The organism is Candidatus Zixiibacteriota bacterium (genome assembly GCA_035380245.1).
GTDB lineage: Bacteria > Zixibacteria > MSB-5A5 > GN15 > FEB-12 > DAOSXA01.
The window spans coordinates 48,225-63,258 of the sequence record DAOSXA010000003.1 but is presented as its reverse complement, the minus strand read 5'-3'; the positions used below and the strand labels follow the sequence as shown (position 1 = coordinate 63,258).

The 15,034-nt window shown below is 53.1% G+C and carries 13 protein-coding genes; 11 read left to right on the top strand and 2 right to left on the bottom strand.

Annotated features, from left to right (window positions below):
* The first annotated feature begins 25 nt into the window (after nt 1-25).
* The 8 genes from PLF13_10660 (at nt 26) to PLF13_10625 (ending at nt 8,286) form a co-directional block, all read left to right on the top strand.
* Entirely contained in the window at nt 26-490 is a 465-nt protein-coding gene (locus tag PLF13_10660; protein ID HOP07739.1) for a nitrophenyl compound nitroreductase subunit ArsF family protein, read from the top strand.
* Nucleotides 487-1,173 (top strand): aromatic aminobenezylarsenical efflux permease ArsG family transporter, encoded by a 687-nt coding sequence (locus PLF13_10655; protein ID HOP07738.1) that lies wholly within the window; start codon nt 487-489, stop codon nt 1,171-1,173. The genes PLF13_10660 and PLF13_10655 overlap by 4 nt, the downstream gene beginning before the upstream one ends.
* A gap of 127 nt (nt 1,174-1,300) precedes the next feature.
* A complete protein-coding gene (locus PLF13_10650) occupies nt 1,301-2,698 on the top strand; it encodes a DASS family sodium-coupled anion symporter (GenBank protein ID HOP07737.1) in 1,398 nt (465 codons plus the stop codon).
* 145 nt (nt 2,699-2,843) lie between these two features.
* Nucleotides 2,844-3,764 (top strand): cysteine synthase A, encoded by a 921-nt coding sequence (cysK, locus tag PLF13_10645; GenBank protein ID HOP07736.1) that lies wholly within the window; start codon nt 2,844-2,846, stop codon nt 3,762-3,764.
* Between the two features lie 32 nt (nt 3,765-3,796).
* A complete protein-coding gene (gene cysE / locus PLF13_10640) occupies nt 3,797-4,360 on the top strand; it encodes a serine O-acetyltransferase (GenBank protein ID HOP07735.1) in 564 nt (187 codons plus the stop codon).
* Between the two features lie 188 nt (nt 4,361-4,548).
* Nucleotides 4,549-7,101 (top strand): PEP/pyruvate-binding domain-containing protein, encoded by a 2,553-nt coding sequence (locus PLF13_10635; protein ID HOP07734.1) that lies wholly within the window; start codon nt 4,549-4,551, stop codon nt 7,099-7,101.
* Between the two features lie 74 nt (nt 7,102-7,175).
* Nucleotides 7,176-7,742 carry a response regulator gene (locus PLF13_10630; protein ID HOP07733.1) on the top strand — a complete coding sequence of 189 codons (567 nt, stop codon included), beginning with the start codon at nt 7,176-7,178 and terminating at the stop codon, nt 7,740-7,742.
* A 22-nt stretch (nt 7,743-7,764) separates the two neighbouring features.
* Entirely contained in the window at nt 7,765-8,286 is a 522-nt protein-coding gene (locus PLF13_10625) for a CBS domain-containing protein (protein HOP07732.1), read from the top strand.
* Here PLF13_10625 and amrB read toward each other — a convergent pair.
* A complete protein-coding gene (amrB, locus tag PLF13_10620; GenBank protein HOP07731.1) occupies nt 8,281-9,774 on the bottom strand; it encodes an AmmeMemoRadiSam system protein B in 1,494 nt (497 codons plus the stop codon). The genes PLF13_10625 and amrB overlap by 6 nt on opposite strands.
* A 132-nt stretch (nt 9,775-9,906) precedes the next feature.
* Between amrB and PLF13_10615 the strand changes: the two genes are divergently transcribed.
* From PLF13_10615 to PLF13_10605, 3 genes are read left to right on the top strand one after another with little or no spacing between them, the layout of a single operon-like run.
* Nucleotides 9,907-10,827: a DUF362 domain-containing protein gene (locus PLF13_10615; GenBank protein HOP07730.1), complete on the top strand. Its 921-nt coding sequence runs from the start codon at nt 9,907-9,909 to the stop codon at nt 10,825-10,827.
* Nucleotides 10,824-11,963, top strand: coding sequence for an AmmeMemoRadiSam system radical SAM enzyme (gene amrS, locus PLF13_10610; protein HOP07729.1), 1,140 nt, complete (start codon nt 10,824-10,826; stop codon nt 11,961-11,963). The genes PLF13_10615 and amrS overlap by 4 nt, the downstream gene beginning before the upstream one ends.
* Nucleotides 11,964-14,102 (top strand): hypothetical protein, encoded by a 2,139-nt coding sequence (locus tag PLF13_10605; GenBank protein HOP07728.1) that lies wholly within the window; start codon nt 11,964-11,966, stop codon nt 14,100-14,102.
* On the opposite strand, the gene PLF13_10600 is transcribed toward PLF13_10605, so the two are convergent.
* The gene (locus PLF13_10600) at nt 14,099-15,016 is read right to left on the bottom strand and encodes a hypothetical protein (GenBank protein ID HOP07727.1); all 918 of its coding nucleotides are present in this window, start codon (nt 15,014-15,016) and stop codon (nt 14,099-14,101) included. The genes PLF13_10605 and PLF13_10600 overlap by 4 nt on opposite strands.
* Between the last annotated feature and the right edge of the window lie 18 nt (nt 15,017-15,034).

Here is a 15,034-nt window from a genome sequence, read left to right as displayed (position 1 = left end):
CATATCCAAGCATGAGAGATTGACAATGTCACCGCTCAGACTCATTACATCACTTTTGTTTTTATTTGTGGCAGTTAGCATCGGTTATCTAATCGGGCATCGTGATCCAGCCGCAGAATCAAGCACCACAGTTGAATCTACTCCACCCAGAACTGGTTATAGTATTTATTATTTCCACGGCAACAATCGCTGCAATACATGTTTGAAGCTCGAGTCCCTTTCTCAGGAGGCAATTGCCGGCGGTTTCATGGACGAGCTTGCCGACCACCAACTTGCCTGGGGAGTAATCAACTTCGAAGAATCCGTCAATAAACATTTCGCCAAAGAGTTCGACCTCTATTCCCCGGCCTTGATCATTATGGAAAACAAACCCGTCGATCAGCGGCGTTGGCACAATCTGGCCGGCATCTGGGATTACACCGACGACAAAGAAGCCTATCTCAAGTATGTCCGGTCGGAAGTCGGTGAATTCATAAACGGCAATCGATGACCGGTTTATTGTCGCTAACAAGCGCCCTCTGGCTGGGTATTTTGATGTCGATAAGCCCATGCCCATTGGCTACCAACATAGCTGCAATCTCATTCGTTGTACGGAGGGTAAACAATCTGGCTGCAGTTTTATTGAGCGGCCTCCTGTACACCATAGGCAGAGCGATCACTTATACTGTAGTGGCTTCCCTTATAGTCAACTCCATTCTCTCCATTCCGGAAGCAGCTAACTTCCTCCAGAAATACATGAATGAGATTATGGGGCCGTTATTAATTCTGGTTGGTATGTTCCTGGTCGGACTGATTCGCCTTCCGGGAGGATCAGGAATGGCTACTGACAAACTTCAGCGACGAGTCGAATCCTGGGGTGTCTGGGGCGCTGGGCTGTTGGGGGTGGTCTTTGCCATGACTTTTTGTCCCCTTTCAGCGGTACTTTTCTTCGGAAGTCTCATCCCGATGGCGATAGAGGCCAATTCTACGATTCTGTTGCCGGTAGCGTTCGGAATCGGATCAGGGCTGCCGGTACTGCTTTTCGCGATGGTTATTGCCCTATCGGCCAAAGCTCTAGGGGGATTGTATGTCAGAATAGGTCTGATAGAGCAGTGGTCGCGCTTTATTACCGGGGGCATTATTATTATGATTGGTATATATCTCTGCTTGAGATATATCTTCAGAATTATCTGAGAATTCAGCGCCGCCCTGATCTAATTATCTTGACAGTCGCAAACTAAAATATACCTTTGCCGGAAATTAACGTGACCGAACAGCGGTACCGCTCAGCCATACGAGACAGGTACCGAGGGTGCGGAAAATGGGTAAGAAAATCGATATTGATTCAGACGGAGCAATAGTTCTTCGTATTCGCTGGAAGCCAACTCTCAAGGTGTTGGTGGTGTTGATTGCGGCAACCCTGTCGGGATTTCTCCCTTTGCCGGGATTGACCGATGCCTCTCGAATTTGCCTGATGATTTTTATCGGAGCAGCCGGGCTTTGGGTTACCGAAGCGATTCCTCCTTTTGCCACGGCCATTATGGTGATTGTTCTTTCGGTCTTCCTTCTCGGTCGACCCGATGGTCCGATGCAAAATGCAGCCGACTATCGTATTTTCATCAATCCGATCGCCAGCCCGGTGCTGGCTCTTTTCTTCGGGGGATTCGTGTTGGCGCTGGCGGCCTCCAAGCACGGCTTTGACGTCCGCCTTGCCAGAGCGTTCATCAAACCGTTCGGTACAAGACCTCACATGGTGTTGCTGGGCGTAATATCGATCACGGCTCTGTTTTCCATGTTCATGTCCAATACGGCCACAACGGCCATGATGATCGCTATTCTCGCTCCGGTGTTCCATAATTTCGAGGGGCGCGACCCGTTCAAGGTAGCGCTGGTTTTATCCGTCCCCTTTGCGGCCAATATCGGCGGCATGGGTACGATCATCGGCACTCCGCCAAACGCCGTAGCGGCATCGGTTCTGGCCGGACTAGGCCACCCGATTACCTTCTTCACCTGGATGATGTTCGCCGTCCCGATCGTGATCGTGCTCCTGCTGATCCTCTGGTTCCTTTTGATTACGGTCCTGAAACCTCGTAATGACCATCTCGAACTGCTTTTTCCCGAAGACCTGGAATTGACCTGGGATTTCGTAGTGGTCGTTATCACTTTCACCACGACCGTCACTCTCTGGTTGACGGAACCGTTGCATGGTATCCCATCGGCGGTGGTGGCTTTGTTGCCGGTGATGATTTTCACCATGTTCGGCATTATCAATCGTGAGGACCTGCGTAAAATCGAATGGCATATTCTCATCCTGGTGGCCGGCGGTCTGACGTTGGGCGTCGCCATGAGCGCCACCGGGCTTTCTACCATACTCGTACATCTGTTGGCTTTTGAATCACTGTCACCGGTCATGTTGCTCGTGGCTATCACCCTGGTCGGATTGGTGATATCGAACTTCATGTCCAACACCGCGGCCGCCAACCTGCTGATCCCGATAACCACTTCCCTTACCGTGATATCTCCGGCTTTAGGCGGTATCGCAGCAGCGCTGGCCTGTTCGCTGGCAATGTCCTTGCCGATATCCACGCCTCCCAACGCGATTGCTTTCGCCACGCAGGAAGTGGATACTGCCACGATGGCTAAATATGGAACGGTAGTGTCGCTATTTGGCGCAGTGGTGGTGATTACGGCCCTGATGCTCTTGCAGAACTGGCTGTAAGAAACAACGGGTTTTCTGCCTTTATAAAGCTTTCGTCCCTTTAGGACGATAATTACCGATAATGGTCCCAAAACGGGAACCAAATCGGCTCAGGATCATTTTATCTATATCTCAATATCGTAACTACTGCCCAGGAGTACGTCAAATGAGATTTGATAATATCACCGAGGCAGTCGGGCGTACGCCATTAATCCGGCTAAATCGGCTGACTGGAGAAAACTCGGCTGTCGTATACGCCAAGATGGAAAATTTCAATCCCGGCGGTTCGGTCAAGGATCGTATTGGCGTAGCCATGATCGAAGCGGCCGAAAGGTCCGGGAAGCTCCTCCCCGGCATGACTATCGTTGAACCGACCTCGGGCAACACCGGCATCGGTCTGGCTATGGTAGCCGCGGCCAAGGGCTACCGCTGCATCCTGACTATGCCCGAGACCATGAGTGTCGAACGGCGTGATATTCTGAGAGCTTATGGGGCCGAGATCATACTCACGCCCGGCTCCGAAGGAATGAAGGGAGCCATTGCCAAAGCCGATGAGCTCTCCGCCTCCGAAGACACCTTTCAGCCGTTTCAGTTTTCCAATCCGGCCAACCCGGAGATTCATCGTCTGACAACCGGTCCGGAAATCGTTGCCGACCTGGGAGATATCAAACTCGATGCGTTCGTGGCCGGGGTAGGCACAGGGGGGACTATCAGCGGCACCGGAAAAGTGCTTAAAGACACCTACCGCGCCAGGATATATGCCGTTGAACCTGAAGCTTCACCAGTTTTGTCGGGAGGCCAACCTGGGCCACATCCGATTCAGGGCATCGGCGCGGGGTTTATTCCGGTCAATTACGACAACGACGTCGTGGACGAGGTTATCAAAGTGAAAGCCGAGGACGCTATGACGACCGCTCGCCGATTGGCCGCCGAGGAGGGGATTCTATCCGGAATCTCTACCGGAGCGAATATCTGGGCAGCTCTTAAGGTAGCGTCTGAACTGGGCTCCAACCATACCGTGGTAACGATCGTCTGCGATACCGGTGAACGTTACCTTTCAACTGTATTGTACCAGGAGAATCATTAAGCCGGACGGCCCCAAAGCCGACAGAGGTATATATGTGGGCAATCTTCGAGGATATTAAAGCAATCTATCGTAACGATCCGGCCGCGCGCGGGATTGAATTCCTGTTGTATCCCGGATTTCATGCCATTATCTGGCACCGGCTGATACATTTTCTGTACGCCATCAGAATTCCGTTTATCCCGCGTATGCTATCGCAGATCGGGCGTTTCCTGACCGGCCTCGAAATTCACCCCGGAGCGAAAATCGGCAAGGGTTTCTTTGTCGATCACGGCGCCGGTGTGGTAATCGGTGAAACGGCCGAGATAGGTGATCGCTGTGTGTTGTTCCATAACGTTACGCTCGGCGGCACCGGCAAACATAAGGGAAAACGTCATCCCACCCTCGGCAATGACGTTTTTGTCGGTACCGGATCGACTATCCTCGGTCCCGTGACTATCGGCAACAACGTCAAGATCGGCGCCAATGCTTTTGTCGTTATGCGCGATATCCCCTCCAATTGTACGGTGGTCGGCACTCCGGCCCGCATCATCAGAAAAGACGGGATAAATTGCGACGAGGAATTGCCGCGCACCATCTTCTGCGACACGGCCGCTTAGCCGCAATGGAGTCTTAAGATAAACATCCATTCGTAGAGCCTTCGGCAACGAATCCTCTCCCGTAAACAGACCGGCCAAAACGGTTGATTTTGATCCTGCCCTCTCCTTTATTGGAGCACATTGCCGTCAAAGCAGAGGCTTAATCGGCAATACCGAACTAACCGACATTAGCAACGGGCCTGCTTGAAATGCAGAAGAAAAACAACCAGCTTCATCTCGGCGACACTCATGCCGATCTCGCTTCGATTCGTGAGAAATTCGAGTATTTCCACGCTCTGCTGGATCACAACAACGAGGTCCTGCGCATCATCTCCGACATGGAAGAAAAGGCGCAAGGCGAATACCTGTTCGACATGAACTACATCCGTTCACGTCTTCAGGACCTGCGCAGCGGCGTTAACCAGATGATCGACTGCATGATCGCCCTGGGGGGAGATCGCTATCGTCCATTGCGTGACCGTTTCCAGTTGATCGACAACGAAGTCGATGTTGTCTTTCCGGGTAACCGTCCGGTACGAGAAGACGCCTATATTCGCTGGTTCGACAAGCTCAACCGGATGCACTCGTTCAGTGTCGGCAGTAAAAATGCTCAGTTGGGTGAGATGAAATCCAAACTGGAGTTACCGGTACCGGATGGATTTGCCATAACCGCCTGGGCATATAAGCATTTCGTTTCGGCCAACCATTTGCAGCGAAGAATCAGCCGGAGAATAAATCGTGTGGATTTTCGCTCTTACGAGGACCTGGTCAAGGTCAGCCGCGAAATCCAGCAACTGGTCAGGTCCAACCAGGTTCCGCCGGACCTGGCGGAAGCTCTTCACGAAGCCTGCCGCGAACTGGTCAAACGCACGGGCAGGGATCGTTTTTCGTTGCGATCGAGCGCCATTGGCGAGGATACCCTTTTCAGTTTCGCCGGACAATATGCCTCGTATTTGAACGTCAGCTCGGAGCAAATTCTGAAATTCTACCGCGAGGTCCTGGCGTCGAAATTTACGCCCAAGGCGATTTATTATTTTCTCAGTCATTCCCTCTCGGAGTCGGAGCTCTCGATGTCGGTTGGCTGCGTATCGATGATCGACGCCCGCTCCGCCGGTGTTGTCTACAGCCGTTGTCCGGTCAATCCCGGAAACGATGATGTCATGATCAACTCCCTTTTCGGTCTGGGGAAATCGCTGGTCGACGGCACTCTCACTCCGGATTTATTCCGAGTCTCCCGTCGCAACGGGCAGATCACCGAAGCGACGATATCACCCAAACCGGTGAAATTGGTCCTCAACTCGAATGGCGGCATCCGCGAGGAAGCAGTCCCCCCGGACCTCCAGAACCAGCCGTCAATCGATGAAAAGCATCTGCGGGAACTGGCCAAATACGCGATCAAACTCGAGGACCATTACGGGATGCCCCAGGATATCGAGTGGGCTATCGACAACGATAACCGCCTTTACCTTCTGCAAACCCGCCCTTTGCAGGTAATGACCACACGTGTTCGGGCGGAACCGTTCGACGGCAAAAGCAAGAAATGTCTGTTACAGGGAGGCATAACCGCCAGCCACGGCGCCGGCAGCGGCATCATTCATCATGTCTCTACCCAGGCGGATCTGGTTAACGTTCCCGATGGAGCCGTGCTGGTCGCTCGTCATCCCTTCCCCGGTTTGATCACGGTTATGAACAAGATCAAGGCGCTGGTGACGGAGGTTGGCGGTGTGGCCAGTCACATGGCCACGATCGCTCGGGAATACGGTGTCCCGACACTGGTGGGCGTCGCCGAGGCCGGCAGTCTCCCGCAAGGTCGGCTGGTAACCGTCGATGCCACCGGGGCGGCTGTCTACGAAGGTGACCTGCCCGATTTGATCGGTCTGCGTACGGTCGAATACGACCGGATGGACGAAGGTTCCATTTACGATATTCTCGGCCGCGTTCTCGATCTTATCTCACCGTTGCGTTTGCTGCATCCGGAGGATGCGGATTTTACTATCGAGAACTGCGTCACGTTCCACGACATCACTCGCTATATCCATCAACGCGCCATGGAGGAGATGTTTTTCGGGGCATCGCGAATCGAAGATGAGGAGCTCATCAGTCTTCGCCTCAAAACCGATATCCCGATGAAACTCAACGTTATCTTCATCGATCGCGAGCATACCGTTCTCGGCAAGAAAGGTGAAATAACCGAAAAGGAACTCGGTTCCAAACCGATGGAGGCATTCTGGAGCGGCATTAAGAAAGAAGGCTGGCCTTCGGTTCACCCTCCCCCCCAGTTGAAACCGGTCGGAGTAATCGACCGCATTACCGCCGGTCGTTACGCTCGTCATGAGTATTCGGAGAACAGTTTCGCCATCCTCTCGTCGGAATACATGATTTTCAACGTGCGTATGGGATACCACCTGGCTTCGGTCGAGGCTATGTGTACCGACGATATTTCCAAGAACTACGTCCGCATGCAGTTCTCCTACGGCGGCGCTACCCTGGAACGACGCAAACGCAGGATTCGCCTTATTACCGAGATACTGAATCGCATGGAGTTTACCTGTCAGCATAAAAGCGACTTCCTGAGCGCCACTCTCGCTTATAAAGAAGAAACCGCGATCGAGCATGCCGTTCATTTGCTCGGTCGCCTGGTAATGATGACCAAACAACTGGATATGGCGCTCTCAAGTGACGGCGTTACCCGCTGGTATACCGATGATTTCATAAAAAAGCTGGGGCTGAACGACGGCGATACGACCACCGCTCAATCTTGACGAGCTACGTTATTGCCGCTATAATACAATTGACCGATCACCTCCATCGACAGCACACACACAAGGTGTCATGAATGAAGCGACGCATTCTCATAATCGACGATGAGCTACACATGCTCAAACTGCTGGAGAGAACCTTTCTCGAAAAAACCTCCTATCAGGTGATTACGACCAACAATTCACTCGAAATAACCAAGATGCTCGAACAGGAGCGATATGACCTGATCATCACCGATCTGAAGATGCCCGGTTGCGACGGTATGGATATCCTGCGTTGGATTAAAGCTCACGATCGCAGCGAAGAGGTGATCATTATTACCGCTTTCGGGTCATCCGACACTGCCGATGAAGCCCTCCGCCTGGGGGCGTTTGACTATATAACCAAGCCGTTTCGACGCGAAGAGATTCTTATGGCGGTAGAGCGAGCTCTGAGCTTGCGCGACTGTAAAATAGAGGTCTCCCGGGTTGAGGAACTCTTCAAAACCACCCCTTTCGAAAAGGCTGTTGCTCGATTTCAAAATCTATACCTGCACAAAATGACGACAGTGTATGGTCACGATGTCGAGACAATCGCCGTCAAGGCCGGGTTGCCGTCCGATATTGTCCGCACGGCACTGGAAGAGCGGCACGATGAAGACTGAGCTCAGATAGTAAGGAGACGTCATGGAATTCACCCGAATCGGCGACATCATGATCCCACTCAGCAATTACCCGCATCTGCCGCATTGGTTCACCCTGCGCCAGGCTATGGCCGAGTTCGAAAACGCCCAACTCATGATCGAAGGCCGCCAGTCGCTGCCGCGCGTAGCACTGGTATTCGACGAGAAGTACCAACTGGTGGGAATGGTGCGACGCCGGGACATCCTTCGCGGTCTGGAACCGGAGTTTCTCTGTGGTCTGCCGCTTGAAGAACGCCGCGCCGTGTTCAGCGCGACCAAAGGCTCTGAATCGTTTTACACCTACGAAGAGATCATCGAAGGAGTTCGCGCTCGTTGTGAGCGTCCGGTCGTGGAGGTAATGATTCCCGTTAAGGCCACCGCCGACTACAACGACAATATCGTGCAGGCTGTCTACGATATGAACGCCAACAAATTCAGCCTCCTGCCGGTCCTCAAAGACGGAATTGTCGTGGGCGTCGTGCGAACGGTCGATGTCTTCCACAAATTCGCGGAACTGGTGTTATAAACCGGAATGTGATTGCCGCTCTTCGAACACCAACGCCTGGAAACGGTAAATCTCAGTGGATGACTGTCTCCAGGCATCGGTCGGAAGACTTGCCTTGCGACACGTGTTCTGAAGAAATTCTTCACGGTTCCAGCCGTAATCGGTAGCGACCTGCGGCAACAACAAACCGCGATGTTGTCCGGCCACCAACATCAATCCGTCGCGGCCGACCTCGATCTCATCGACAGAATTCACTTGCTGCATCGGCGTCAGAACCGATATCTCAAAATGCAAACCGTTTACCTCGAGTCGCGAAACCGGCGGAAAACGAGGATCCGCCACTCCGGCTTGAACGGCACAATACGCTACGGTTTTATAAAGCGGTTCGACAGCCTGAGTGTGCCCGATACAACCGCGCAGTTGTCCCTCTTTGGTGATCGTGACGAAAGCCGCTCCGAGACGTTTCAACTGTTCGTCGTTTATATCGAACTCGGGAATAACACCGTTGTCGAGATAGCCGGTCAAACTTTCGCGGGCAATCCTGAGCAGTGTTTCTTTTTGTTCCTGTGTCAGCACGGCGACCTCCGGATCTTCTTTCTGACGCGAGGACATATCCCGGTTTTCCCCTCCGTTGCGGGACTTATACATTACGGCTGCGACATATCCAACCACACGGTCGGTTTCCCCGGTCCTGTCGCCCGAATCACCGTAATCCAGCAACATGGCCTTGTTAGCTCCACGAGCCTGGGCGGCCCGCATCACCGCCAGCAGTACGCTGCCGCCGCAAGCCTCCACCTTACGCTCGGTTAACATGCGGTCGAGGCGATCCGGATCGAACGAAGTCAGGCAATCTATACCCAGCGAGTCCATCGGCCAACCGGCCGCTCTGGGGCGATAATGCTGCCAGTCGGTCGAAGCGATCAGCAACACTTTATCGTCGGTCGGGAGTGCTTTGAGTCCCTCACTCAGCGCCCGGATCGCTTCGGGACGGGGATAACCCAGAATAATCGGGACAATCGTAAAGTCTTTCAGAACCGTCTGAAGATAGGGTAATTGTACCTCGATCGAATGCTCGGTGCGATGGGCCTCGGGATGAATCGATATACCGGGCGTTTGAGACAACAACCGACAATACACCGAATCGCACATCACCTGTCCCAGCGGTGTTTGCCACATTTCTCCGGGTTCACCGACCGAGGAGCCCTCGAAACCGTGACTATGAGACGGGCCGCACAACACAACTTTATCGAAATCGGCGCCTTCGATCAACTTGTAGGCATGAGCCGCGATCGGACCGGAGTAAATCAGTCCCGCATGCGGAACTACCAATGCAATTACTTCCCCGTCGATCTTCGGGAGATTCTTTACCGCATCCAGATGCGAATTAACCATGACCGACAGCTCGGTGCTGTCGCTCGGATAGAACGATCCGGATACTGCCGGCATACGTACAGCCAGCGCATTGGCCATCGTCAAAAACACGACGGCTACAGTCGTTAAATAATACATAGTTCTCCACAAAACCTCTCTGTGTAGATAGAGGATAATCCCAGTTAAGGTTTCGGTCAAGTTTTTTGGTAATGCGATGCTATCTCCAAAATAGGTTGACAGCGACTCGGCGGACGGTAGTATAATCTAGGTATGAACAGAGTTGCGGTACTCTATAGTCGGCGACCGGAAGCGGGAATTATTGACCGGGAAGAATACCGCTTGCTGCTTCAACGAGGTTTGATGCTGGCAACCGAGACCGACTCATTGACTGCCGCTGTTAAAAAGCTTTTCGGTCTCGGCGCCGTCGGCATGAAAACCAATTGCCTGGTTGGCCGTCAGAACTCCACGCCGGTGGCCCTGACTGAGGCGCTCGGTGATCTGCTGGAGGATTGCAACCTCGACGCCAACGAAATAATCGTTTGGGAGCGCACCAGTCGCGAATTGGAACGAGCCGGTTACAAACTGAATGCCGCATCGACCGGGCGGCGTTGCCTCGGGACCGATTCTCACCCGCATCGTTACGGATCGGAGTTTTTCAGCTACGGTCAGGTCAACAGCCTGGTCAGCGCTCTGCTGGTCGAAGAAATTACCAGCCATATCAATGTACCGGTTTTGAAAGATCATTCCATCGCCGGGTTATCCGGCGGTCTGAAAAACATGTACGGCGCCGTGCATAATCCCAACAAATACCACGACAACCATTGTAATCCGTACGCGGCTCATGTCTCGGCCCTGCCGCCGATTCGTGATAAACATCGTCTGACGGTTATCGATGCCTCCAGGATTCAATACGACAAAGGCCCCGGTTTTATGTCCAACACTATGGCACCTTACGGTGCGATAATCGTATCAACCGATCCGGTCGCGGCGGATAGTGTCGGTCTCTATATTCTGGAAAAACTACGCCGCAGTCATGGGCTGCCTACGCTCGAACAAGCCGGTCGCCCCGCCGGTTATTTAGAAGAAGCCGCCCGGATCGGATTGGGACAGAATCGGCTTGATCAAATAACCGTGGTACGAGAGCAACTGCTCGACACCGGTCGGTTTAGCCCTCGGGAGGATACGGAGTGAAACGGCGCTTTTTTCTGAAATGTATCGGTTGCACAGCCGCGGTTTCGGCCGCGATGAACACCGACCTCCTTCACCGCCTGGTGGGTGGAGTGGAAAATGCCTGCGCTTTCGGTTCTAATCCGCGTCTTTCCGATCACGAGGCTCGCCATTATAAAAAGTTACCCGAGGGCGGTATCGAATGTGAGTTGTGCCCGCGTCACTGTCACATCACCGATCTTGAACGCGGTTATTGCGGCGTGCGCGAAAATCACGGCGACGTTTATCGGACGCTCGTCTATGGTCTCCCCTGTGCCGCCAATATCGACCCGATTGAAAAGAAACCGCTTTTTCATTTTCATCCCGGCACAACGGCTTTTTCTCTGGCTACCGCCGGTTGCAACGTTAACTGCAAGTTCTGTCAGAACTGGGAAATATCTCAATCACGACCGGAGCTGGTGGAGAATTTTGAGCTCTCCCCGGCCCAGGCCGTACAGGTAGCCGTAGAGCGACACACGCCTACGATTGCCTATACTTACTCCGAACCGGTCATTTTCTACGAATACATGTACGATATCGCCAGGCTGGGGCGAGACAAGGGAATCAAGTCGGTCATGATCACCGGCGGGTATATCGAATCCAAACCGCTGGCGGAGCTGATGCCGGTTCTGGATGCGATCAAGGTCGACTTGAAATCTATCCGATCCGATTATTATCGAGATATCGTCGGCGGTGAACTGCAACCGGTACTGGATCGCCTGGTACAAATGAAACAAGCGGGAATATGGCTGGAGTTGGTGTATCTGACCGTACCTACGTTAAACGACACCGATGAAGAATTTCGCGATTTAGCCAAATGGATCAAGACAAACCTCGGCGTCGATGTCCCAATTCATTTTTCGCGTTTCCATCCGCAATATCTGCTTCGGCACCTGCCGATGACTCCGCAGTCAACGCTGGAACGAGCTCTGGCAATCTGTCGCGCCGAAGGGCTCCATTACGTGTATCTCGGCAATTTACCCGGCCATGAAGCCGAAAGCACTTATTGTCCGCAATGCGGGAAGACAGTGATCGGAAGACGTGGTTACAGCATCACCGTCAACAATCTCAAAGACGGCCGATGCCGATTCTGCGACACACCTATCCCCGGAAGGTTCTAAATGAGGCGTAAAGGGATTCTACTGGGCTTCCTCTCGGTTGGCGGCCAGGTGTTGTTGCTTAAGGAATTGGTCGGAAGTTTCGGCGGCAGCGAAATACTGATCGGTCTCGGTTTAACCGGTTGGCTGACGGCTGTAGCCCTGGGTTCCTTTTTATCCGGAAAGTTAAGAAACAGCTTAAGGTCGAACCTGCTTTTCGCGGCCTCGGTGGTTGTCCTGCCAATGACATTGGCATTAACCCGTATCGTTCCGACCTGGCTGACAGGCGTACCGATCGAGGTTGTCCCGTTCAGCTATGCCTCCCTGCTCTCCCTGATATTGCCCATACCGTTGGCGTTTTTATCAGGCATGCTGTTCACCGCAATCAGTCGTGAGGGTTGGCGTCCGGTTGATTCGATTATTCATGTATATTTATTCGAGGGAATCGGTTCGTTCCTGGGCGGCTTGACGATTGCGTTGCTGGTAGGACCGATATTGACCGGCTTTACCATGTCGCTGGTCATAGGAGCCGTTGTTCTCACCAATCTGCTTTTAATCAGCAAGCCGCGCCTGGCGTTGGTCGGACTGGCGCTGTGCGTGACGGCCGTAGTGATGATCGTCCTCGGCCGCGACCGCTCCGGCCTTGACCGTATGCTTGACCAAATTCGATATGAACCTTACACCGTAGCAGCATCGTTCGACACTCATTACGGGCACCAGACAATCCTGGAAAGAGAAAGCTCCGTTATTCTTCTGACCGATGGCCGCACCGAGGCAGTTTTCCCGGATCGTGAAAGCGCTGAGACGAGTCTGTTAATTCCGATGCTCCAGCGACCGGACATAAATGAAATTCTCGTGGTCGGCCGCGGTGAGTTCGGCTTGATGCAGTTAGCGGCACAAATCGAATCGGTTCAGGTCGTGACGGTCGACCCACGCCGGGAACTGTCTTTGTCGCTCGACCGGAGCATTGATTTCAACAGCGGTGTCGTCCGCTATGACGGTACAATCGAGCAGGAGTTGGCCGACAGAACTTTCGCCGGGCGTTTCGATGCGATCGTTTTGAATCCGGGTCTGGTAGAAAGTTATCAGTCAGCACGGTTTTATTCACCGGTTTACCTGTCAAACATTCGTCACGCCCTCAAACCGGGTGGACTGTTGCTGCTTATCACCCCGTATGATTCCGAGCGCTATGTCAGCGATGAAACCGCTTTCCTTCTCGCGCCGATTCGGGCTCAACTGCAGGAGTTCTTTCCGTATGTGTCCGTCTGGCCCGGGCCCTCGACCTGGTTCCTGGCGTCAGATGCGCCTATCCTTGAAAATACCGACATCCTCAAGGCACGAATCGATTCTCTCCCTATCCAACCCGATTATATCAGATCCGATCTGCTTCTTGAAAGAACCGATCCGTTTCGGCGCGACCGTCTCGAACAAGCGCTGGACAACAGTGATCCGTCCAACAGCCCGGCGAAACCCCAACTGGTAAAACGGCAACTTCTGGTCAACGCCCGTGCGGACGGAAGCCTGACAATCGTTTCGGCTTTTATCGACAGCCCGGTCGCGGTAATCATCGCTATCGTTGTGATTCTCGGATTCCTGCTTTGGCCGCTCTTTGCCGGGAAACCACAATACCCTCGCTACGGTCTGGCGCTTTTATTCGTGGCTGGGTTCGCCTCGTTGACGCTGGAGCTTATTTCGTTCTATCTGTTTCAGACAGCGGTCGGTTATCTTTATTCCGACCTGGCGATCCTGATAGGGACGTTCATGCTGGGACTTTCTATCGGCGCCGCCTCAGCGGCATCGAGTAAAAGCGGCGCTCTCGAATACTCTTCGCTCATTATCCTGATCGTAGCTGCTTTATCGTTGTGGCTGACTCATAATCTCATCAACCATTCGTTACTGTTGATCTATCACAGTCTGTTCCTGCTCGTCACGGCGCTCGCCACCGGTTCGCTGTTCGTAGCGGCTTCACGGCGTTATTATGAGGATGTGGTTCTCTGCAATCGCGGGATTAGTTATACGGTGGAGTTGATCGGCTCAGCCCTGGCGGGTCTGGTCATTTTACCGGTCCTGCTTCCGCTTGTTGGCGTCAACTCCATTATCATAGGTGTCGCCGTGATAGCCGCGATGGCTTTCGGCGGCGCCGTTCGCACCGCATATCGTTAAGGCGCCTCGGGCGATCCGAGCGAGTTGAGCCAACCGGCTACGAACGACTCCAATGATGCCTCGTAGCCAAGCACACCGACCAGTCTTACCCCCTTCATACCGACTACGATCGTGCCGTAATACCCGTCGGTTGTGGTGAAGCCCTTGTCGTCGTCGAATGTCAGTCCGTCAGGATTTGCCTTCAGTTTCCCAGTCTGTTCGGCTACAACCGACCAGTCAAGCATCTTACGGTCAGGTTCTTCATCGGAGAAGAACAATGTAATTCGTACGGAGTCGATCAGATAATCGACACTGTAAACCGAGGTCATGAACTTCTGTCCGGCAAACTCCGCCGCCCAGAACTGATCGGTGCCGTCGACACGCAAGTCGGTGGGAAAACGATTGAAGGCGGTTGGCTTGCCTGACTCGCCCCCGGTTTGTTCGATCTGCTTCTCGATAAAATCAGCCAGATTGACCATTGCCAGCGCCGTTTCATCGCTGTCCTCGTATGCCGTTAACTTCACCATATAGCGATTGGCCGTGAACGTGATCGTTGCGGGCGCAGTGTATCCCTCAGCGCCAAGTTTGATAAAGTCAGGATTTTCCGGCCGAAACATCGAATAAAGACCATAAGCGTGCAGCGGCGTATCGAATTGATAGATGTCGGCCACCATCTCGGCGCTGCTCTTTTGATAGTCGGCGGTGGAGACTTCGATAAAACCATACTTGTGATAAAGCTCAGCGCCGCCGTCGATATACTGATACAGATTCTCCCCCAGATATGTATGCACATCACCGACCTGGCTGATTCCGGTCGAGCCAATCATTTCAGGCAGCATGTCGGCCGTTCTTAAGCCGTTCGTTTCTTTGTCGGATGTTCCACATCCCGCGATTATGAAGAGCATCAGCAGCACTATGTTAATCGATCGTTTCATTTTGACTCCTATGAAATA

What these genes read in the sequence shown, in the direction of transcription:
- PLF13_10630 (HOP07733.1), top strand. Translation starts at nt 7,176, where the DNA reads ATGAAGCGACGCATTCTCATAATCGACGATGAGCTACACATGCTCAAA.
- PLF13_10660 (HOP07739.1), top strand. Translation starts at nt 26, where the DNA reads ATGTCACCGCTCAGACTCATTACATCACTTTTGTTTTTATTTGTGGCA.
- PLF13_10635 (HOP07734.1), top strand. Translation starts at nt 4,549, where the DNA reads ATGCAGAAGAAAAACAACCAGCTTCATCTCGGCGACACTCATGCCGAT.
- amrB (HOP07731.1), bottom strand. Translation starts at nt 9,774, where the DNA reads ATGTATTATTTAACGACTGTAGCCGTCGTGTTTTTGACGATGGCCAAT.
- PLF13_10655 (HOP07738.1), top strand. Translation starts at nt 487, where the DNA reads ATGACCGGTTTATTGTCGCTAACAAGCGCCCTCTGGCTGGGTATTTTG.
- cysK (HOP07736.1), top strand. Translation starts at nt 2,844, where the DNA reads ATGAGATTTGATAATATCACCGAGGCAGTCGGGCGTACGCCATTAATC.
- cysE (HOP07735.1), top strand. Translation starts at nt 3,797, where the DNA reads ATGTGGGCAATCTTCGAGGATATTAAAGCAATCTATCGTAACGATCCG.
- PLF13_10600 (HOP07727.1), bottom strand. Translation starts at nt 15,016, where the DNA reads ATGAAACGATCGATTAACATAGTGCTGCTGATGCTCTTCATAATCGCG.
- PLF13_10605 (HOP07728.1), top strand. Translation starts at nt 11,964, where the DNA reads ATGAGGCGTAAAGGGATTCTACTGGGCTTCCTCTCGGTTGGCGGCCAG.
- PLF13_10625 (HOP07732.1), top strand. Translation starts at nt 7,765, where the DNA reads ATGGAATTCACCCGAATCGGCGACATCATGATCCCACTCAGCAATTAC.
- PLF13_10650 (HOP07737.1), top strand. Translation starts at nt 1,301, where the DNA reads ATGGGTAAGAAAATCGATATTGATTCAGACGGAGCAATAGTTCTTCGT.
- PLF13_10615 (HOP07730.1), top strand. Translation starts at nt 9,907, where the DNA reads ATGAACAGAGTTGCGGTACTCTATAGTCGGCGACCGGAAGCGGGAATT.